Origin of the sequence: Vibrio sp. T13N (assembly GCF_032970445.1) — a bacterium.
GTDB classification, from domain to species: domain Bacteria; phylum Pseudomonadota; class Gammaproteobacteria; order Enterobacterales; family Vibrionaceae; genus Vibrio; species Vibrio diabolicus.
This window is the reverse complement of record NZ_JAWJYE010000009.1, coordinates 162,474-182,046: the sequence shown is the minus strand read 5'-3', so window position 1 is coordinate 182,046 and position 19,573 is coordinate 162,474. Positions and strand designations below refer to the sequence as shown.

The following is a 19,573-nucleotide window of genomic DNA, read 5'->3' as shown; positions in this document are numbered from 1 at the left end:
AATCTCCTTATGCCGGATGTGGGATAGCTTTTAGGCTTTCTTTTGGTGCACTTACCGTTTTGTACGTGTTGTATGCCATTAGGAACATACCAGATAGGAAGATAAATCCACCTAGGAAACGTACAAAGTAGAACGGGTAAGACGCTTCTACAGACTCAACAAAGCTGTAAGTTAGCGTACCGTCAGAGTTAACCGCGCGCCACATCAGACCTTGCATTACACCAGAGATCCACATCGCAACGATGTAAAGAACGGTACCGATTGTTGCTAGCCAGAAATGCACATTCACGAGACCGACCGAGTACATACGCTCTTGGCCAAATAGGCGGGGTACCAAGTGATATACAGAGCCGATAGAAACCATCGCAACCCAACCTAACGCACCAGAGTGAACGTGACCAATGGTCCAGTCTGTGTAGTGAGAAAGTGCGTTAACCGTCTTAATCGACATCATCGGGCCTTCAAAGGTAGACATACCGTAGAACGACAGTGAAACGATTAGGAAACGTAGGATAGGGTCATAACGAAGCTTATGCCATGCACCAGATAACGTCATAATACCGTTGATCATACCACCCCAAGAAGGAGCAAATAGAACCAGCGACATAACCATACCTAGAGACTGAGTCCAGTCTGGTAGCGCTGTATAATGAAGGTGGTGAGGGCCTGCCCAAATATATAGAGAAATAAGTGCCCAGAAGTGAACGATAGATAGACGGTAAGAATAAACAGGACGTTCAGCTTGTTTAGGAACGAAGTAGTACATCATACCTAGGAAACCAGCGGTCAGTAGGAAACCTACCGCATTGTGTCCATACCACCACTGAACCATCGCATCCACTGCGCCCGAGTAAATCGAGTAAGATTTACCGAGTGACACAGGAATAGCCATGCTGTTCACGATGTGAAGTACTGCTACTGTGATAATAAAGGCACCGAAGAACCAGTTTGCCACATATATGTGTGACGTGTTTCGTTTCACCAGTGTGCCGAAGAACACCACCGCATATGATACCCATACTAGCGCAATTGCGATATCAATAGGCCATTCTAGCTCAGCATACTCTTTACCCGATGTTAAACCGAGAGGCAAAGTAATGGCTGCTGCCAGGATGATTGCTTGCCAACCCCAAAAGGTGAAGGCAACGAGTGGGCCACCAAAAAGACGTGTTTGACATGTGCGCTGTACAACATAATAAGACGTTGCGAACAGAGCACTGGTACCAAACGCAAAAATTACCGCATTAGTATGCAGTGGACGTAAGCGACTGTACGTCAACCACGGCGTATCAAAGTTTAGCTGTGGCCAAACTAATTGAGCGGCAATCAAAACACCAACAGCCATACCAACTATGCCCCATAAAATGGTCACAAGGGTAAATTGGCGAACGACTGTATAGTTGTAGTTTTGTTCAAGCTGCTTTACTTGGCTCATTTGCATGCTTCCAATTTCTAATTAACTACACTTTTACTTCCAACACGACTTGCGTCGTAACACCACCCAAGTAAACTCTAGAATTCAAGTGTTATCATCACCTTATTTCCATTGCTGACTTTAATAAAAAGTGGCATTTTCAGCGTGACACTATACTTGAATTAACAATTCAATGACAGGGTAGTAACCTTACTGGCCCCCTGGAAATCATTTTTTATTTAAAAAGTTTGAAGTTTGTAACAAGGATATTAGTAATTATGCCTGCACAAAAGTTAACAAAGGCGCGACTTGCACAAATCTTAATCATGCTCAGTGTGTTAATAGCCGCATTTTTCTGGCGTACCTTTACACACGAGAGCGTTACTAGCATTGACTGTTCACAAAAAGAACGATGCGATGTAACAATTGAAGGTGAAATAATCACAATTAATCGTGACTCAACGGGAATTTCGCTCGAAACGATAAAAAGTAGCACTCTAAAAATTGATCCAAATCAATCTGGCGAATTTATCAATCTCGATCGAGAGCATAAGAAAATAGAATGGGACACAATGCCTGAATCAAAAAAAATCACCTTTAAAAAAGGCGAAAACATTGTTGTAGTTCAATTATAAATACGATCTGTCACGAGATAATCGCAACTTCTTAATGAAATTTTCACCTTCTTACCTAGAGAAAATTGGTTGGAATGGTATAACAGCAGAGTGATACCCAATTATAAAATCGTATGCATTGCCAATCAGTTTTTACTTATATTAAAGATGAAGACTCAGCGATAGAAACGCTTAGGTCCGAACTGACACAACAGAACTTGTCTTACGTGATGTGCTACTACACGGAAGAGTACGACTTCGAGTTAATTCGAGAAGCGTTTCTTGAGCATTTTCCCGGTGTGCCTTTTCATGGCGCCAGTTCATGCCAAGCAGTAATGACAGACCAGGGGTTTCATACGGGCCCAGTGATTGCGGCGCTCGCAATTTATGACTCAGGCCCTCATGCTTATGGCACTGGTATTTCTAACTATGATTCAGGTGACAGTGTAACTAGAGCCTTAGATATGGCTCTTGAGAACGCTAACCGCGTAGGAGAAGTGCCAAACTTAATACTGCTTCATGCAACTCCAGGGCAAGAGGAATCAATCATTGCATCTATAGATGAAAGGTTTGGTACGCTGATCCCAATTATTGGTGGTTCAGCCGCTGATAATCATATCGCGGGAAAATGGTCTGTTATTACCGCCCAAGGATCTCAAACTGCAGGTTTAAGTCTGACATTATTTTACTCCTCACAGCCTGTTGATATTGCTTTTAGTGCTGGGCACACTCCAACCAATATCAAAGGGGTTGCGACCAAAACTAACGATAGGTGCTTACTAGAAATTGATGACGAACCAGCCCTCAATGTTTATAGAAAGTGGACAAACCATCAAGATAACCAAGTAGGCAAAAACAACCTGCTATTTACAAACTCGAGCGCTTATCCACTAGGGCGTGTCGCTGGCCACCTCTATGAGCGTCCATATTACAAATTGTCCCATCCAATTCGTGAGACGCGAGATGGAGGAATTGAGCTATTTACACGAATAGAAGAGGGTGATGAACTCACTTTAATGAAAGGAAGCAGAGAACACCTCGTTGCACGCGCTGCTAAAGTTGTAAATGCAGCCTTTAATCAAAAATTAGAAGAATCTCGAAAAATTGGGGTGATAAACATCTTTTGCGCAGGTCCTATGTTGCACTTAATGCAAGACATGAATAGCGTTTGTGAACAAATTAACCAAGAACTAGAACAGTTACCTTTTATTTGCCCTTTTACTTTTGGTGAGCAAGGTAGATTTATTGGTGGTGAGAATGGACATGGAAACCTGATGATTTCATCAGCGATATTCCATAAACCTTATGAAAGATAAATACTTAGACATATACCAACAGGAAGCGCTGCAAGAAGCGTTAGTCGAACTAAAACAGGCTAGGCAAAGAGAACGACTGCTCGCCGATGAGAATAAAGCTATTCTTTCAGCGATATCCGCGATGAGTGAAGCAAAAAACCGGCACGAGATATTTACGGGATTAAATAATGTCCTTAAGAAGTACATCAACTTTGATGATTTTATCGTTCTAACTCGTGATGATGAGAGGTACCCCTTCAAAACGTTGATATCGACAAATAGTGTATTTGATAACATATCTTGGTTACACGGTAACGCATCTGAGAGGGCGCTGAATGGCGAATGTATTCTGCTGTTCGAACCAGATAGGCTTGCGGAGTTTATTAACCTGAACAGCTTTATAAAAAGCCATGTAAACTCTGTAGTCCTAACGGGCATACGTTCAGAAGTAACACAAACGGTCATCTTACTTATTGGTGCTAAGAAAGGGCACTTTAGCATAGAAAATAAGGAAACCTTAAGACGCTTTCGGCCTTTAATTGAGAGGGCTGTCATCGATATTGAGACCAAAGAGAAGTTACAACGTATTGTTGAAGTGCGGACAACTCAGCTTGCTAAAGCAAGAGAAGAAGCAGAGCTTGCAAATCGCTCAAAGTCAGAATTCTTAGCGATGATGAGTCATGAAATTAGAACCCCTCTAAATTCCGTCCTTGGAATGCTCGATATTCTGAAACAATCCACCTTATCAGAAGAGCAAATCGATGCCCTGAGCCAAATGGAATGCTCAGCGGAGTTACTTCTCGCGATTATCAGCGACATCCTTGACCTCTCAAAAATTGAATCAGGTCGCTTTCAACTCAATGAGCAGTGGGTTAATTTAAGAGACACTGTCACTTTTGTTATTTCTCAACAAAAACAAATAGCTAAGAAGAAGAGCCTTCAATTTAAACTCAATTGCATGGTAACTACCGACAAASAGTTTTGGATTGACTCTACGCGGTTATCTCAAATCCTGTTTAATCTTATTGGGAATGCAATAAAGTTTACTGATGAAGGAGAAGTAAAAGTTTCTGTATCAGAGCAAGACACTGAGCTTGTAATTTCAATATCAGACACCGGAATTGGTATATCTAAAGCCAAGCAAGAACATCTATTTACGGCATTTCATCAAGGTGACCGTTCCATCACGAGACGCTTTGGTGGCACAGGACTAGGGCTAGCAATAACCAAGCATTTAGTTGAAATGATGCGCGGCAAGATTATCGTTAAAAGTGACGAGCATGTCGGCTCAACATTTACTATTAAGATTCCCGTTTTAACTCGTTGCAATCAAAATCGTCCAGTTAAAATAGAAAACAACCAACCAACAAAAGCGATGGATCTTCTCGTAGTAGAAGATACCGAATCGAATCAGTTTGTAATAAAGCTCATTTTAAATAAGCTTGGTCATAATGTTCATATCGCAAGTCATGGAGCAGAAGCATTAACGTTCTTAGAGGAAAATGAGGATTTAATCGACCTGATTCTTATGGATGTCTCGATGCCAGTAATGGATGGGATTACTGCAACAAGGCTTATCCGAGATAAAGGCTTCAAGACTCCAATCATCGCATTAACCGCTCATGCGCTAGAAAGTGATAGAGATAAATGCCTTGACGCAGGTATGGATGGATTCATTTCCAAACCAGTTCGAAGACAAGATATCTTTGAAGCTATACAGCCATTTCTGTAAGTAGAAAAAGCATTAATATAGATCTTAACAATCGATAGATTATTAAGATCTATATTAAGTATTTTATGGTAAATAGCCATTATGTTTAATGGTTATGATGGAGACCTTAAATTTCAAATCCACAGGGGAATAGGAGTGCTCATTGGCAACATTTGGCGTACGAGCATACTCAATTTAACATAACACATATAATGCGCACCAAGGGGTATTTTGTTAACAAAGTCTAACTCTTTGATTAAGCCTTTCATAAGTGTCTGATAATCAAGCCGTAAATTTTAATTTTGTGAGTTTTAAACGTTTAAGTCGTTTGTACTATTACTGGCGATTGTTTCCCGCAATCTACAAAACTCGCCCAACACCCTTACCGCCACATTATGAGGCGTTCGGTTTAGGCGAAAAAACAAGAAAAAATAATTTTAGTCTGTTCATCAAATTGCGAGCGTTGTCATGTTTCACGAATCATTCTGCACTCTATTCTGGCGCGAATTTAAAACCCTTAAACAAGGCGCCGAGTTTTTTCACGTTACCAAACCAACGGTTGTTCGTTGGTTAGATGGCACCGTTCCGGTGAATCCGATGGCGGAAAAACTTCTACTCATTAAATCGCTTGGTTATTTGCCCAATGACATTCGTTGGTCTGGGTTTCGAGTTTGTGAGCAACGCGCTGTGTTAATCACACCATCAGGTCGTGAGTTCAGCCCTAAAGAATTGGAAAGTTTTGTGTTTTGGCGTGACGAACATCGTCAGTTTGTAGAAATGTACGGACATTTTGAATATCCCAAGGTTTATCCCGCTAAGGAAAATCTGTTGCCGTTTCGTGGCGGCCGTCGAATGAAAGCCGCCGAATGGATACCAAGTAAACTAAAATTTAAATAGCACCATCACTTCACATCTAAAGTAAAAGTACTAACAACTTCTTGGTTGTACTCTTCGCATATAACGTGGACTTCTACATTGTGTAAACCGGGTTTTAACGGCGCTACAGAATACTCATCATCGAAGGTAATTTGTCTAGTATGCAGCAAGTTATTAATTGTAATCGTTAATCTATTACCGTTTAAACTTGTCCACCATCGATCATTTACTGGTTTGATGCCTTTTGTGATCTCATCTATATTCGACAAGCCAAATGGTTGCCTACCAATACTACCAATAAAGCGATTAGGCCTTTGGAAGTTTTCATAGCGTTTCTCAGCCCCTTCTAACGGGCTAGCCGACATTGGCCTCTCGGGTTGTTCTGGGGCCTTATTGTTTTTATAAACAAAGATATCTTCAGGAAAAGTGATATCGACATAGATATTATTTGCCTTGCAAGTTCCTAGATTAGATACATCAATAACCAGTGGAGATGAAAAGTTTTGGGCTATGAAATACTTTTCTTTCTCTTCGTTGTATTGTTGCAGTTGAGCTTCGGTAGGCAGTGAGTTGTTAAACCTATTGATTTCTTCACTGTCTAGAAATGGCCTTAAGTAATCAGGAGCATCATCAGCGTGGAACTTCTTAGGCATGCTTAATGGTTTAAACCTGCTTATATCTAAACTCAAATTAGCTGGATATAGTTTTACGTCTATATTGGGCTCTTTCGATGAAGCTTTGGATTGTAACTCTGCAACTTGCTCCCTAAGAACTCTATTTTCCTTGCTTAAGTTGGCTAGCTCTTTAGACAGCTCCTCTTCTTTACCAATTTTGTCTCCTCGAACCCATCCTATTCCTGGCTTTTGCATAATTTGCTTCATGAGAGATATTGATACGTTTTTTATAAGCTGATCTTTCGACTCCCAAAATTGAGACATTTTTGAGTTTTTAAGTACCATACTTCTGAATCGGTTGATATCAGTTAAGTCATCATCTCTCTTATCTCGAGGTAATGCGGCACCCTCATCCATAACGAATGCCAGGATAGGTATTTTTTTTTCTAACGCATATTCATATTCTTTCTGTGTGAAGCTAATTCCTTCGGAGGTCTTCGAGCCATATCTCAAACCAAGAATTAGGATATAATAGTCACTAACTTCTATAGTGCGTCGGATAATTTCCCACTGCTCTTCATCTTCGGCACTAAACATCTCCATACCAATTGGTATGTGATACATCTCAAGAATTGCTTTTATTATACTCTCTCGTTCAATTTCTAAATCTTTGTATGTTGAACTAATAAAGACTTGATATTTTGTTGAGTCCACAACCGCTCCTGTGTTTATAGTGACGTCACAGGGATTATAATGATACATTTTGCATAAACAAACAACGAGTGCCAACCGACCCAATACAGCAGTTGTTGCGTTAGTGCATGTAAAAAAGCCGAACCCCATCGCTAAGGGTTCGGCTTTTTTAGGCTTCTGCTTTGGTGGCATTCGTTTGAAGCCTGTCGAGGTCAATCGACCCGCCAAAAGTATCGGCTCCCTACTCGCTGTGTAAATCGTCATTAATGACGTTTCGAACCAGTTCGCAGGGTTTAAGCCTTAGCTTTCATTGTTGCGCGTAGCCGTTAGAACCAAAACACTTTCTCGCACATCTTGCAGCCCTTGGGTAAGCTGCTTATTGATGGCGATTTGGTATTTGAGATTCATACCGATAAGCACAAACATGACCAGCGACTCAGACGAAAAGCCCAGACCTGATAAGGCGTTAATTAAGGCGTTTTCCATCCAAGCCCCCTACTTTTTTTGCTCGGTTTCCACTTGTCCGGCAGTGATTCATAGGCACCAATCACGGCAGGAATGGCCAAGCCAACCGCACCGCCGAAATTGACGCCCGTGTCGGTCATCTCCACGCTGAATAAATGGCCGTAGCCCGTTGCCGCAGCGATAACCGAACCAAGAAGCGTTAAGCCTTTTAATGTTGAACGTTCAAACATGTTGTGTTTCTCCTTAAACCAGATTGACGCCTTTCAGCACCGTGTGTTTGCTGTAGTGGCGACCCACTTCCATGATGCTCATGGCGTGAAGCACTTCGACCAACAGCGGTTTGTTGTTCACTAAATCAATGCGCTCATCCATACCGACGCCAACGCGACCCGCGACAAAGCGTGCATAGTTGGCCGTGTGGTTTTCGTTTGGTGGCGCAAAGCGGTGAATGATTTCGGTTAGCGTGTGCAGTTCATGGCGTAGTTGATAGTTACGCAGCAAAATCGCTCCGGCACGAAAGCCCCATTCGGGCGCTTTAAAGGTTTCAAAGGCTTTATCGCGTGACGGCGTCACCTTGCCTTTCCATGCATTGGCGGCAATGCGAATGTTAAGCGGGTTATGGATGCGGATCCCGCGAACGCTTGATGTGGTTGAGGTTGTCATAGTAAAGGCTCCAATCCCTAAGAGTATGATGACAAAGATAAACAGCGGCATAACTACACCGCTTGATAGTTGACTGAGTTGAAGTAATTCAAGTGCACGGGCGTTTTCGAGTAGTACGCCATGATGACGGTGGTTGCATCGGCAACCGCTCCACGCACACTGACTTGGTCATAGCGGGTTTTCACCACTTCGGCGGGCAAGTTCTGCACGGTGTAATATCCTGGTGTGCCTTTTAAGCTCGCAAAGATAAGATGCTTTTCCATGCCAAACGGCATCAGAAACTTACTCACGTTGAGATGAACGCCCGTCTCAACGTCTGCTTTACTGAATTCGCCAAACGACTCCGTCAGACGAAAGCGGCGCGTGGCGGTATCGCTCGGCGTCAGGTCTGGAATGGTGTCGAGTTCATCAGGGTTTAAAAACACGCCCGCACTGACTGGACTTGAAGTGAACTCGCCCAAGCTGGTATCTGACTCCACAAAGTAAGCGTACAAACCGCCCGCTTGGAGTTTGATGCCGTGCAACCATGCTTGTGAAAACTGGTTAAACCCTGCTTCGACGGGGATCTGCGCTTGTGCCACATACCCGACGAAATCGCCGTTTGCATCAAGTTCAAGCAAACCAAAACGCACGGCGGTGTTCTTTTCACCACGGAAAAACAAGCTATACGATTGGTTTTCTGGCACCCATGCAGTGCCCTCATCGTTGAGTGCTCGTAACTCTCGGTCAAAAGGCGCGCTGAACACACTGAAATGTAATACTCGACTGTTTGAGCCTGTCGCCAGTAGATAGGACGCTTTGGCCGTGTAGTCGAACTTCTCAATATCACCGCCAAGGCTTGAGTACGCCACGCTGTGATAATCGCTCACACCATCAATCGGCACGACTTCGACGCCCCAACCTACGGGAGCCGGACGGCCAAAGCTGCGCCCAAGGTGCATTTGGTTGGCGGCTTGGTCTTTGTAGGTGTAGGCATTGGTGAGCCAACGTAATTGATGCGGTGAACCCATCGCCAAATCAACACCGGAATGCGATAACTCAGGGTTTACCAATAGGTTTTGCGGTGCGTCGCTTGCGCTCTCTGCACTCGCAGCCTTGGCGTCGTCGATGCAATCGGCCAAGTATTCAATTTTGTTGCGTGGGTCGCCGTTGGGTAGGTTCTCTCGTACTTGTCCCATGCGTTAAATCTCCATAGTCGTGACGGTGTCACCCGCCGTGCCTGTTAAGGTCATGTCGGCCGTGCTTTCAATGGTGATGCGTTCGCCCGCTTCCAGTTCAAACGCATCAATAAACACCGAGGCGGTGTTAGCTTTTGTGGCCTTAATCGTGATGGCTTTGCGCGTGGCGTTGTGTGCAATGTTGTGCGGGAACACGCTCACCGCTTCGGTGATGAGGTTTCCACTGACTTGTTCATCGACTTTCACCACTTGCGCGGCTTCGAGCGTGACCGCGGGCAGTGCGGATACTTCCACAGATGGCAATGATTGAACATTCACGGGTTGCGGCGCTTTGAATTCAACAGGCGGTAAGGCTGTCACCCCCAACTGTTGATTGGCGGCCAACTCAACCGCGGGAAGCTGATTTACTGCCAGTTGTTGATTAGGCGCGATTTCTACCGCGGGTTGTTGTTCAATCACCACGTTCGGCAGTGCTTGAACCACGACGCTTTGACCCTCAACAGGCGGCGTAAACGTTCCAAAACCAAACTGGATTTCAATCTGGTTGTCGGTACGGCTTGAGATAAGCAAACGCCCAAGGTGTTTACCCTCGCCCACGTTAAACACTGACGACTTACCAAGCGTGACGCGCTCACCGGACGATTCACGATAGATTTCAATCTCAGCTTGCGCCGCTTTCAGATACAGCCAGTTACCATCAGGTGTCAGCGGGATGGCTTGCCCCGCGATTAGTTGCGTGTTCATCGTTTCTTCACCATTACGTAGCCAAGCACCAACACAAGTACAATCGCGAGAACGACCATCATCTTGCTTGTTTCGACTTGCCCGCCGTCCTGTTTGAATTTCGCCAAGTCCATCATGGCTTGCAGATTCTTCGAGTTTTGTGCCGCTTGGCTGCCCGCCAATCCCGCCAACATATCGAGGTTTTCACTGTTGGTTGAGGCGTACGTTGCCAAGGAATCGCCCGCGAAATCGGCCACTTCATCAATGGCGGTTTCGGCAATGTCGTGCGTGGTGTCCATCGCTTCAAGCGAAATGCGCTCATTGCTGTTGAGCATTTCCCCGCCAAACTCAAAGGCCTGTTCGCCAAGTTCCATGGCGGCATTCACTGCGCCGTGGTCGGTCATGGTGGTGTTGATGGTCGAGTTATTCACACCCGAAATCGCCACACCAAGGTTATCGCCACTAATGGCATTCTGACCGCTGACGTTAGTGGTGTTACTGGTATTACTCGATTTTGATTTAGAACTACCCATCTACTGCACTCCCAAATCCAAACGAATAAAGTCACCGTCTTGTTTGGCGGTCACACCAATTGAACGCACCAAACGGGCAACGCCATCAAAGGCGGTGTCGGCGGTCATGGATGACATGCCCGCCGCTTTCACCACTTTGCATAACTGGATAATCCCCGAACGCAGACCGCGACCCGCAACGCCCCACAAAAAGTAGTTATCCCCATCACGCTCACCCGCAATGATGAGATCATTTTCTGCACTGATAAGGCGATACAAACTCACGCGGCCATCCTTGACCGCTTTGCACAATTCGATATACGCATCAGGGCAAGCGCGAAACGCGGGCTTGAGTTCACCAAGCGCACGTTTCGATTGCGTCACGACTTCAATTACTTCTTTTTCCATAGCAACACCGCCGCAATCACAATCACCACAAGAATCATCAACGTGGTGGAATTGCCCCCGCCCATATTGATATTGCCTACCGAGAGGCTGCCACTTGATTCACCATCGGCACCGCTGACCGCGGGTCCACCGTTGGCGCTAATTGGCATCGAGCCGGAATTCCCTAAAAGCCCACCAATCATAATTTGAATCCTTTCTTGTACAGGACATAACACACCAGAAGCAGACCGAGCACCCATCCGATGCGGTCAAAACCGCCCGAGACTTTGATGCCCGCCCATACGCCCACCGCACCTGCAATCAGGTATGGAATAAACGGCATTACTTCTTCCCCTTAGCGACGTAGAACATCGCCAATAACAACAATACGAACAGCATCCCCATCATCAGGTGTGTGGTGGTCACCCCCGCAAACGCGGAGGTGTACACAGGCTCACCCGTGGGTTGTTGGTAGTCGTTATTGTGCTTTCGCTGTTCATCTGGGTTACTCGACTGGACGCGGTCGGCTTCGTTTTCAATCTTCACGCCAAGCCAGTCCTTGCCTAAGTCGGTAACGTCGGTCATCAGTTCGCCGCCCGTTTCTAAGACGCCGTCCCAAATGGAACCCCACATGCTTTGCTCTTGCGCCATAACGCCCCCTTACTGCGCGGTAGGCACCGCCACTTGTTCGATGGCTTCAATCAGAACCGGAATGCTACCCGGTGCCGTTTTTTCCACTTCAAACGCCAGTTGTTTCATGGCCGCCGTTGGTAAACGCGCTTCGCTGCCAAAACCGCAACGCGTAAAGTCCATCGAGAAGAAGCCCGCATTCTGCTCACGACCCGCCGCGGCTAAGTCGTAAGCGTTATCGGTCTTGTTGACGTTGAGCTCTTCACGTTCATCACGCAGGACGCGAACGCGTTCAATCGTGTTGTCTTTCAGATGCAAGCGCTTGATAGACAGCGCCGCGCTACGCTCGGCAAAATCAAACGGCGTGCGACCACTCGATGCGGCGTACCACGTTTGGGAATAGATGCGCGGCATGTAGATACGTTGGCTTTGCGCCGCCGTGGTATGAGCACGAGCACGAATCATTGGTGCCGCGGCACCCGCTTTGGCTTTTAGCTGGATGTACATAAACCAGATTTCGCCTTGCAGCGTGACTAGCTCGCCTGTACGGATACCCAGCTTGGTACGCATCGACATATCGGAGAAGTTCAGCACGTAGCGACCCGCTTGCACGTATTCTTTCTTGTGCTCTTGCAAGTCGATAAGGTCTTGACCCGTCACGTTGACGATTTCACGGCCGTTCACTTTCACCGTGATGCGCTCAATGTCTGCCGCATCGAGAATGTCCGTGACCAATTCAATGTTTTGGTAGGTTGGACCCGATACCAAGCGCAAGGTGGCTTGGTTGCCCCAGTTCACACCCTCAACAGGGTCAAGCTCACGTGGACGCGGGTTAAAAGGTTGTTTTAGTGCTTCCATTAGAACCACCCATTTTCGCCGTTAAGAGTTTCACGCACTGGGTTGAGCACGCTGATGTTGTTGATAGCGGCAATCACGATTAACGTGATAATCAGTGCCATCAATAGGTTTTTGTGTTGCTGTTTCATGTTGTCCCTTTCGGTTGTACACGGTTAAAAAGTGATTTCATGAAACAGGGATTTGAGAGGAAGCGAAAGCGGGCGCAACCTATAGGTTAAGTGGTTAACCTATAGGTTGAATGAGCGTTGAAATTAACGGTGAATGGTGCCCGTCAGACAGTTAAATGAGGACTTTTCCATATTGCCGATACCATCCCGAACCAATAGATATTCGGCAATCGGCTTACCAATTGCGGCTTTGTTGTTTTTGGCTGACTTCAAGCCCGCCAAGGTATCGACGCACAAGCCCTTTTTATCGGCGAGCCATCGTGCATCGGCCATCGAGTTGACCGCACCAATCCACCATACTGGCGATTGCTCGGTCACGGTCTTAGGCACTTCCTGCCCGCGTTGGAAAATCGAATGCAGCACAAGCCCATATTGACGCCCACCGCGCCACAATTCGCCCGCTTTGCCTTTGAGTTTGCCGGACGTCTCCACGCAGCTTGCGAGCTCTTCGATGATCACATGCAGTTGTTTGGCGTCGCCATTACCCACCGCCCACACCGCCGCACTGAAGAACTCTAATTCCTCCGAGCAAGCCCCATCTTTTGGGATATAAGCCAACTTGAACGACTTGCCGCGTTTACGTGCCATCACCAAGGCTTTGACGAACGCCACGCGAGAACTGGTTTCAAGGCATTGTTGGCCGCGGAACTTCGCCCCCGCATAGTTGCGGTAAGGGTCAAAAAAAACCGCTTGCGCGGCTTTTGGCACTAACCCCAAGTGTTTAACGGCAGAGGTTTTACCCCCGCCCGTGCCCGCCACGTAGATGACATGCTCGGCATCGTGTGACGGGTTAGAGTTGACCGGATTGGGGAATTTAAGCGGCGTCTTTTTCTTTTTGCTCACGCTGTTTTTCCTCCTCTATCGCTAACAGCTCTTTTTGATATGCCATGGTTTTCTTGGCACTGTAGACCAGCGACAACACCGCCAAACCGAGCACGGCTTCTTGCATGTAATCCCCAAACAGCGATGACACGCTATCACTGTGTTTTTCCAACACGGGCAACGCCGCATCAATCACCGCCGCTTTGCCTTTTTCGTCAAACTCAAAATCCACACCGGAAATAATCGACGTCGCTTGTTCGGCAATGGTGAACAGCACCGACAATGCCCCCTCGAACATTTCACCCGCGGGTTGGTGGTTGTCGTCGTTGGCCGCTTCGGTTGGTAAGTCGGTTAGTTCGCTGACTTCGGTTTGTTCCAGCCCACTGATAACCGCGGAAAAGTCGCCCCAATCATCTAATTCTGGTTGGTTTTCGATTTCATCCTGCATTGATTGGCTCTCCCTGTTCGGTGTCTGGTTCGGTTGGTTTCTTGGTTGGCATCAGTTGACGAATTGCCCAAATCAGCAAGGCGACAAAGGCTATCCCCGCTAAGACTTTTTTAACCGGAAACGGCGGTTTTTTAACGGGCGTTGGTGCGGGTTCCTGTTCGGTTGCGTGCTCGCTTTCAACGCTTGGCGCTTCCACTGGTTCATCAGCCGCAATGCTAGGCATATCAGTGTTTGCAACGGTTTCGACCACTGGCTCAACCGTTGGCAATTCGGCGTCAATTGTGACCGCGTCACTCATTTCCAGTTGTTCAACCGATTCAACCATGTTGGATTCCACAAAAGCGTTAATGCTCTTGCTCATTGGGCTGTTGCCACAGCTCGGACACTTGTAATACAGCAGTCCTAAGTTGCGCCCGTTTTTGGTTGGCTCGCCCTCAGCAATGAGCTTGCCCTCACCGACGCGATGCACGGTTGAGGGACTTTGGCAAACGGGGCACGATACGTGCCCGCGAATTGGGTTGGGATGTTTACTCATCAGCGGCCGCCTCGACTGTTTCCAATTGCTGCATGTTGCCTTTGACACAACCACGATACTTTTCACGCACCTTGTTATTGAGCTTGGTGAGCTGCTCGATTTGGTCGAACAACGTCGGATTCAAACCAAACGCTTCAAGCGAAAAATTACCCGTCATGAGCATCTTGCTTGCACGTTTGATAATCGCGTTGGTGTCCATTTCTTTAAATTGGCTCAACTCCTTTTCCACACTGGCGTTGAGTTTGTCGGCCGCATCGAGCGCGGCCATTGCTTGCTGACATTCTTTAAGAGATAGCATTTCCATTGTTTAAGCCTCGGCTAGTTCTTCATCGGTGTTCGGTTTTTTCTGAATCTGTTTGTTGACTTCTTTCATCCAGACCAGCAATAGACGCCAAAACACGCCGCCTTTGCTGCGCTTCACTTCGGCTTCCATTTCTTGGGTGATTTTGTCGATGGTGCTCATTGGGTTGTCCTTACCTAGTTGCTGAAATCGTTGTCGCAAGCAATATCCCAAACGGGTTAAATCAGTCGTAATGTGTTGTTTTGTAATTTGATTGAACAATATTGGTCGATGGAAACCGTCGCCCCATTCGCCAACGGCTCTAATAGGCATTTCACTCCCTCAAAGCTCCATCCGGTGAGCTTCTTCAACTCCGTAATGAGTGGGGAGTTACAGTTATTTTCAGTGCTCCAAGACGTCGCTCCGCGACTTTTTAAAAGACGCTTTACGTCTTTCGTTTGCACGAGTGAATAGCACTCGCTAGCGGTTTCGATGACTTGACCGCACCACTCAAAACCAATGATTTTTTTGATTGGTTCGCCGTAGTCGTTTTTGTTTTCTTTGTAAGCCAACTTCGCGCCCTTAGCTAACTGACAAAACAGCGCCCATTTTGATGAGTCTGCCGCTTGTCTCAGTTCTTCTAGCTGCTCATCTTTTTGGGTTTGTTCGGCTGTCGCTCGGCGTAAACTGCGCCACAAAGAAACAGGCTCACCACCAAATTGCTGAAACTGGCGAATGCGATGCACCGACGCCCAAGCGCGCACTTTAAATGCGCTTTCTTCAGCTTCGGTGTCTGGCATGTGTTTACCGTTGATGTTCTTCGAGACGTACTTGGCAATGTATGCCGTTGCGCCGCCCTTGCTTGGGTCGGCTTCTTTTACGTCAAAGCGTGGCGTGATGTCGTCGCCTAATTCCTCACGGTCTGGCGCAATCGCCTCACCGCGTAGAATACGAATGATGTTGGCTTTGTCTTTGTGAGAGCAAAACAAGAAATAGTGCGCGTGACTGGTTGCGTCTTTGTGTGGCTCGGCCACACGAAAGCCAAAGTATTCAATCTCTAACTTGGCCAACTTAGCGCGAGCAAGTGACCATTGGCGCATTAACTCGGCGTGTCCGTCTTTGACGCTTGAACCGTCCCACTTCGGTGAATTGCGGTGATAACGGCTCGGCAGTGTCCACGTAATGAAAAGCGCGGTGTATTCCAGTTCGTCGGCCAGTTCTTCAAAGCCTCGTGAGCGAACCATCATTTCAATGCGGCGGTTCTCAGGGTTAGCAATGGTGCGCTTTGCCACTTCCTCCAATGGAAAGTGCTCGCCTGTTTCCTCGTTGTACACGCTCATCGACTTCATGTATTTCTCGGATTCACGTTGCTTGCGCTTCCAGTTACTAAAGGAAATCTCTGACACGTATTTGCTTTGATGGCCTTTGTCACCCACACGGCTCATGGTGATTTGGGCGTACTCGATGTAGTCACCACGCAGACGCAGCAAACGACGTTCAACCCACTTTTCAGACTGCATTTTGAGTACCGCGGCTGTTAGCATTTGCTCTAACACTTCAACGTCTTTCACTTTGAAATTCACGTATGGCGGCTTGATGTGAATGGTCTTAAGTAGCAATTTTTGCTCAGAATAAACCGCGGCCAACGCCTCAACAAAAGAGGTGTAACCCTCGGCATTTAGGCTTGATAAAACCTCGGCGCATTGGTCGGCGTACTTCTCCGCGAACTTAGTCAGCGCGTCGTCACGCATCAAGATATTGTGCGTCAATGGCTCGCTATGCGCGCCCTTTCGACTGTCAACAAACGAGTAACGATTCTCGATATGGTGTGAGCATTTCAAGCCAAATTTCACCGCGTCATTGGCGGTTTTAATGACGTTTTCACGTGTGGCGTTTTTGCGCTGTGTGCGCGCCTCTACTTTACGGCGCACATCGTTGCGAACTATCGCGGGTAAGCGTGGGAAGAATCGGCGTGAAAAGGCACTTTGATGAATGGCATCATTGGCGAACGTCTTGCCCGCCATCTTGATTTCTATGGCTTTGGTGTCGAAATCCATGCATCCCCCTGATTAAAGGGAAGAATCCGCGCCCACTTGGGGCGCTTCATCTTGCTTGCGGATTTCGTGTAGTGGTTGGCCGTTGTTTTGCGCGCCAAGTGTCGCCATACGATGAGCGGTAGTCGTAATATCGGCTAAGGTGTCGTTTTGTGCTTTGATGCAAGCGACAAGCGTCATCCCTTGGTAAAGCCAAAGTGAGGCTTCAACGGCTTCAAGCTCAAAACTATCGAAGTAGATATGAGTTCCGTTGTCTTGTGATGCAACAAGTTGGCGCTGATTGCGGCGCGATTTCCAGATACTCAAATTCATGCTACAACCCCCTGACGAAAACGTGTAGGAATGTAGGTCTGTTTCTTCTTAGGGAATTGCTCGGCGAACTTCTCGCGTAATTCTGCGATTTTACGCAGTGATTTAGCCGTTTTAATTGGGTCTGGATTTGCACACCCTGCCATATCAGGGCAAGGTAAGTGAATTGGGTTTGAGATTATACGTTCCATGTTCATAGCCTCCGCAAGCTGTCTCTTTTTTGAACATGGCAACCGTAAACGAATTATTTTAAACGTACAAACGAGTTAAACTACTGAAATAGCACGTAAGATGCTCTACAATTTAACAATCTTGTTTCTTTTTTAAACAGTTACTAAATGAACTACACAAACATACTTTTAGACAGAGTAAAAGCTAAGTACGAACTGGGCTCAGACTACAAACTAGCTCAGAAACTTGGCGTTGGTCGTAGTCGCGTAGCCCACTGGCGCGCGGGTAGCTGTTCTATGGATTGGGAAATAGCCTTTAAAATCGCTGACTTACTGGAACTAGATGATCAAAATTTGGTGTTCGGTTTGATAGATGATAAGTACAATAACCCCCGCTTAATCAATGCCTTACAAGCAGGCGCACCCGTCTAACCTATATTAACCCTTTCACATATAATGCGCACTGTAATAGTGATTCCTGTGGACTTGCAATCACTAAAGCCAATCCGGCACAAACCATTGAAATGCTTGATAATCCAAGTCCGTTATACTTTTTTGCTATTCCTTCCCATACTGCTTTTATCTGCGGATTATTATTGCGAGATGATTGGTTTATGGCTCACCTGTAGCCTGCATTCCCAACCAATTACACGAGAGCCACTTCATTTTCATCTAGTTCATCGAGTCTGAAAGCTTTGCGCTCTTGCTGCCAGATGCTTCTAATTAACATTGCAATCACGAACCTGTGGCTATATGAAGCCGAATATACTTTTCTGGATATTTATAACGATAGCGTTTTCCTTTCCTCAAGTTGGATTTCACATACCGACAAACTTTTTTGTCACCACTACTGGTTACTCTTTTTATTACTGCTTTTTTACCTTTGTGTTCCATCTCTATCATGACATCACAATAACCTTGGTAGTCATCAAATTTATTGTCTGCTTTCCTTTGAATCTTAGTTTTAATCTTTTTAGCCAATGGATTCGTTTCCGAGTCGTCAGACAAAGCTGAAGCACTTACAAAGAGAAAGACCATTAAAGTTACAACGTATCGCATAGTTTAAGTCCGTTTATCTTATTGATTGATCAATGATAAATAATTTTTCTATAGATACGAAAATGGGACGCTATATTGCGTCCCATTTAACACGATTAAGTAACTGGTATGTAATTAAGCTCGCTTCTTGCCTTTGCTCGCTTTGAAACCTTGATGCGGAAAAACGTTGCGAATCCGCTGTTGGATTTTTTTGGGAACGTCCTTGGAAAAGCTCAAACGCATGCCAGTTCGTTGGCTATATACCTTCATTTCACCACTAAACGGATTATGTTCACTAATATCTTGTAAGTTATGTTTGAAAGAAGGTGGTAGATGCCCTTTTACGTTACTGATATGGCCGTTATCAAACTTTACTTTTAGCACTGGTCTATCAACTGCGATCAACCAAAAGATTACGATGGCAGCAATTAAGATTACATATAACATTTGGCACTCCCTATCCTAGCTAGATAGCAATTTACTCAAATCCTCTTTGATCGAGGTAACTTTTTGACTCGCTTTTTCACTTCTCGATGCTTCAGAAAGTAGATATTCAATTGCGTCAGATAATGTACAACCGAGCTCGGTTGCTCTGCTAGAAAGCTTTTCCCAAACTCGATAATCTAAGTCAATGGACTTTTTCTTTGTATGGACTTGCTCTGCATTGAAATGACGCTTCCTTTTCGCTCGGATAGCCTGCTTGAGTTTGTTGTCCAACTCTTCTGACATGTGGTTTTCTATCCAAGCTAATACAAGCGTAGGTTCGTGTTCAAGGCGTTTTAGCTCTGCAACCGCGGCATCTGCTTCACTTGTATCAATATGTCGGGTAATCGCTTCACCATCTTTCCATTTCTTGATGAGATACTTCCATTTCCACCCACACTCTAGATTCTCAAGCTGCTGATATTTCATTTATTCCGACCCATAAACATAACCTAGTGACAGCGTAACCCAGATAATTTACTTGGGCAAATAAAACTCTTAGAAGTATCGATGTTGATCACTCATTTGTCTAAGTATTGTTCATTGAGTGTTGAATGCCGTGAGCGAACCAAATTGGTGCTAGGGTGTTATAGTCCATTTCGTTATAATGTCGGCAAGATTGAATTACGATGAA

The 19,573-nt window shown here is 45.9% G+C and carries 30 protein-coding genes and 1 pseudogene; 5 read left to right on the top strand and 26 right to left on the bottom strand.

Features of this window, described 5'->3' with window-relative positions:
• Nucleotides 1-7 precede the first annotated feature (7 nt).
• Entirely contained in the window at nt 8-1,435 is a 1,428-nt protein-coding gene (ccoN, locus tag R2S67_RS16200) for a cytochrome-c oxidase, cbb3-type subunit I (RefSeq protein WP_005396488.1), read from the bottom strand.
• A 257-nt stretch (nt 1,436-1,692) separates the two neighbouring features.
• Between ccoN and R2S67_RS16195 the strand changes: the two genes are divergently transcribed.
• The 4 genes from R2S67_RS16195 (at nt 1,693) to R2S67_RS16180 (ending at nt 5,931) form a co-directional block, all read left to right on the top strand.
• Nucleotides 1,693-2,049: a hypothetical protein gene (locus R2S67_RS16195; protein ID WP_203347223.1), complete on the top strand. Its 357-nt coding sequence runs from the start codon at nt 1,693-1,695 to the stop codon at nt 2,047-2,049.
• Between the two features lie 113 nt (nt 2,050-2,162).
• The gene (locus tag R2S67_RS16190) at nt 2,163-3,344 is read left to right on the top strand and encodes an FIST signal transduction protein (protein ID WP_269043999.1); all 1,182 of its coding nucleotides are present in this window, start codon (nt 2,163-2,165) and stop codon (nt 3,342-3,344) included.
• On the top strand, nt 3,334-5,055 hold the full coding sequence (locus tag R2S67_RS16185; protein WP_317345708.1) for an ATP-binding protein: 1,722 nt from the start codon (nt 3,334-3,336) through the stop codon (nt 5,053-5,055). The genes R2S67_RS16190 and R2S67_RS16185 overlap by 11 nt, the downstream gene beginning before the upstream one ends.
• A gap of 447 nt (nt 5,056-5,502) precedes the next feature.
• Entirely contained in the window at nt 5,503-5,931 is a 429-nt protein-coding gene (locus R2S67_RS16180; RefSeq protein ID WP_140345341.1) for a phage protein, read from the top strand.
• 5 nt (nt 5,932-5,936) lie between these two features.
• Here the strand turns inward: R2S67_RS16180 and R2S67_RS16175 are convergent, their stop codons facing one another.
• From R2S67_RS16175 to R2S67_RS16075, 21 genes are all read right to left on the bottom strand, one after another.
• Nucleotides 5,937-7,409: a DUF4062 domain-containing protein gene (locus tag R2S67_RS16175; protein ID WP_317345706.1), complete on the bottom strand. Its 1,473-nt coding sequence runs from the start codon at nt 7,407-7,409 to the stop codon at nt 5,937-5,939.
• 108 nt (nt 7,410-7,517) lie between these two features.
• Nucleotides 7,518-7,703: a hypothetical protein gene (locus R2S67_RS16170; RefSeq protein ID WP_029823315.1), complete on the bottom strand. Its 186-nt coding sequence runs from the start codon at nt 7,701-7,703 to the stop codon at nt 7,518-7,520.
• Nucleotides 7,688-7,912, bottom strand: a complete 225-nt coding sequence (locus R2S67_RS16165) for a hypothetical protein (RefSeq protein WP_062852322.1) — start codon at nt 7,910-7,912, stop codon at nt 7,688-7,690. The genes R2S67_RS16170 and R2S67_RS16165 overlap by 16 nt, the downstream gene beginning before the upstream one ends.
• 13 nt (nt 7,913-7,925) lie before the next feature.
• Entirely contained in the window at nt 7,926-8,396 is a 471-nt protein-coding gene (locus tag R2S67_RS16160; RefSeq protein ID WP_140316135.1) for a structural protein, read from the bottom strand.
• A gap of 2 nt (nt 8,397-8,398) precedes the next feature.
• Nucleotides 8,399-9,523 carry a TasA family protein gene (locus tag R2S67_RS16155; RefSeq protein WP_317345703.1) on the bottom strand — a complete coding sequence of 375 codons (1,125 nt, stop codon included), beginning with the start codon at nt 9,521-9,523 and terminating at the stop codon, nt 8,399-8,401.
• Between the two features lie 3 nt (nt 9,524-9,526).
• Nucleotides 9,527-10,267: a hypothetical protein gene (locus R2S67_RS16150; protein WP_317345702.1), complete on the bottom strand. Its 741-nt coding sequence runs from the start codon at nt 10,265-10,267 to the stop codon at nt 9,527-9,529.
• A complete protein-coding gene (locus tag R2S67_RS16145) occupies nt 10,264-10,779 on the bottom strand; it encodes a hypothetical protein (RefSeq protein WP_005457437.1) in 516 nt (171 codons plus the stop codon). The genes R2S67_RS16150 and R2S67_RS16145 overlap by 4 nt, the downstream gene beginning before the upstream one ends.
• Nucleotides 10,780-11,166 carry a DNAase gene (locus R2S67_RS16140; RefSeq protein ID WP_317345699.1) on the bottom strand — a complete coding sequence of 129 codons (387 nt, stop codon included), beginning with the start codon at nt 11,164-11,166 and terminating at the stop codon, nt 10,780-10,782.
• Nucleotides 11,151-11,348 carry a hypothetical protein gene (locus R2S67_RS16135; RefSeq protein WP_005457419.1) on the bottom strand — a complete coding sequence of 66 codons (198 nt, stop codon included), beginning with the start codon at nt 11,346-11,348 and terminating at the stop codon, nt 11,151-11,153. Before R2S67_RS16135 ends, R2S67_RS16140 begins: the two co-directional genes overlap by 16 nt.
• Nucleotides 11,345-11,488, bottom strand: a complete 144-nt coding sequence (locus R2S67_RS16130; RefSeq protein ID WP_017636141.1) for a hypothetical protein — start codon at nt 11,486-11,488, stop codon at nt 11,345-11,347. Before R2S67_RS16130 ends, R2S67_RS16135 begins: the two co-directional genes overlap by 4 nt.
• On the bottom strand, nt 11,488-11,796 hold the full coding sequence (locus R2S67_RS16125; RefSeq protein WP_005457431.1) for a hypothetical protein: 309 nt from the start codon (nt 11,794-11,796) through the stop codon (nt 11,488-11,490). Before R2S67_RS16125 ends, R2S67_RS16130 begins: the two co-directional genes overlap by 1 nt.
• 9 nt (nt 11,797-11,805) lie before the next feature.
• Entirely contained in the window at nt 11,806-12,633 is an 828-nt protein-coding gene (locus tag R2S67_RS16120; RefSeq protein WP_152815293.1) for a major capsid protein P2, read from the bottom strand.
• Nucleotides 12,633-12,761, bottom strand: a complete 129-nt coding sequence (locus tag R2S67_RS16115; RefSeq protein WP_005457441.1) for a hypothetical protein — start codon at nt 12,759-12,761, stop codon at nt 12,633-12,635. Before R2S67_RS16115 ends, R2S67_RS16120 begins: the two co-directional genes overlap by 1 nt.
• 123 nt (nt 12,762-12,884) lie before the next feature.
• Nucleotides 12,885-13,643, bottom strand: a complete 759-nt coding sequence (locus tag R2S67_RS16110) for a hypothetical protein (protein WP_317345693.1) — start codon at nt 13,641-13,643, stop codon at nt 12,885-12,887.
• Complete coding sequence (locus tag R2S67_RS16105; protein WP_005457424.1) at nt 13,615-14,070, bottom strand: hypothetical protein; 456 nt, start codon at nt 14,068-14,070, stop codon at nt 13,615-13,617. Before R2S67_RS16105 ends, R2S67_RS16110 begins: the two co-directional genes overlap by 29 nt.
• The gene (locus R2S67_RS16100; RefSeq protein ID WP_317345691.1) at nt 14,060-14,605 is read right to left on the bottom strand and encodes a hypothetical protein; all 546 of its coding nucleotides are present in this window, start codon (nt 14,603-14,605) and stop codon (nt 14,060-14,062) included. The genes R2S67_RS16105 and R2S67_RS16100 overlap by 11 nt, the downstream gene beginning before the upstream one ends.
• A complete protein-coding gene (locus R2S67_RS16095) occupies nt 14,598-14,909 on the bottom strand; it encodes a hypothetical protein (protein ID WP_017635787.1) in 312 nt (103 codons plus the stop codon). Before R2S67_RS16095 ends, R2S67_RS16100 begins: the two co-directional genes overlap by 8 nt.
• Nucleotides 14,910-14,912: 3 nt before the next feature.
• Entirely contained in the window at nt 14,913-15,068 is a 156-nt protein-coding gene (locus R2S67_RS16090; RefSeq protein ID WP_171822206.1) for a hypothetical protein, read from the bottom strand.
• A gap of 56 nt (nt 15,069-15,124) precedes the next feature.
• Entirely contained in the window at nt 15,125-16,942 is a 1,818-nt protein-coding gene (locus R2S67_RS16085) for a replication endonuclease (RefSeq protein ID WP_317345689.1), read from the bottom strand.
• A 12-nt stretch (nt 16,943-16,954) separates the two neighbouring features.
• Entirely contained in the window at nt 16,955-17,251 is a 297-nt protein-coding gene (locus R2S67_RS16080; RefSeq protein WP_017634764.1) for a hypothetical protein, read from the bottom strand.
• On the bottom strand, nt 17,248-17,439 hold the full coding sequence (locus tag R2S67_RS16075) for a hypothetical protein (protein WP_005455288.1): 192 nt from the start codon (nt 17,437-17,439) through the stop codon (nt 17,248-17,250). Before R2S67_RS16075 ends, R2S67_RS16080 begins: the two co-directional genes overlap by 4 nt.
• A 147-nt stretch (nt 17,440-17,586) precedes the next feature.
• Between R2S67_RS16075 and R2S67_RS16070 the strand changes: the two genes are divergently transcribed.
• Nucleotides 17,587-17,850 (top strand): helix-turn-helix domain-containing protein, encoded by a 264-nt coding sequence (locus R2S67_RS16070; protein WP_005390085.1) that lies wholly within the window; start codon nt 17,587-17,589, stop codon nt 17,848-17,850.
• A 1-nt stretch (nt 17,851) separates the two neighbouring features.
• On the opposite strand, the pseudogene R2S67_RS16065 reads toward R2S67_RS16070, so the two are convergent.
• The 4 genes and pseudogenes from R2S67_RS16065 to matP form a co-directional block, all read right to left on the bottom strand.
• Nucleotides 17,852-18,025: pseudogene (locus tag R2S67_RS16065) on the bottom strand (DUF3693 domain-containing protein); the annotation flags it as partial.
• 128 nt (nt 18,026-18,153) lie between these two features.
• On the bottom strand, nt 18,154-18,477 hold the full coding sequence (locus R2S67_RS16060; protein ID WP_046876223.1) for a hypothetical protein: 324 nt from the start codon (nt 18,475-18,477) through the stop codon (nt 18,154-18,156).
• A 114-nt stretch (nt 18,478-18,591) separates the two neighbouring features.
• Nucleotides 18,592-18,903 carry a DUF3634 family protein gene (locus tag R2S67_RS16055; protein ID WP_005396496.1) on the bottom strand — a complete coding sequence of 104 codons (312 nt, stop codon included), beginning with the start codon at nt 18,901-18,903 and terminating at the stop codon, nt 18,592-18,594.
• Nucleotides 18,904-18,918: 15 nt separating this feature from the next.
• Complete coding sequence (gene matP, locus R2S67_RS16050) at nt 18,919-19,368, bottom strand: macrodomain Ter protein MatP (RefSeq protein ID WP_053807434.1); 450 nt, start codon at nt 19,366-19,368, stop codon at nt 18,919-18,921.
• Nucleotides 19,369-19,573: the final 205 nt, after the last annotated feature.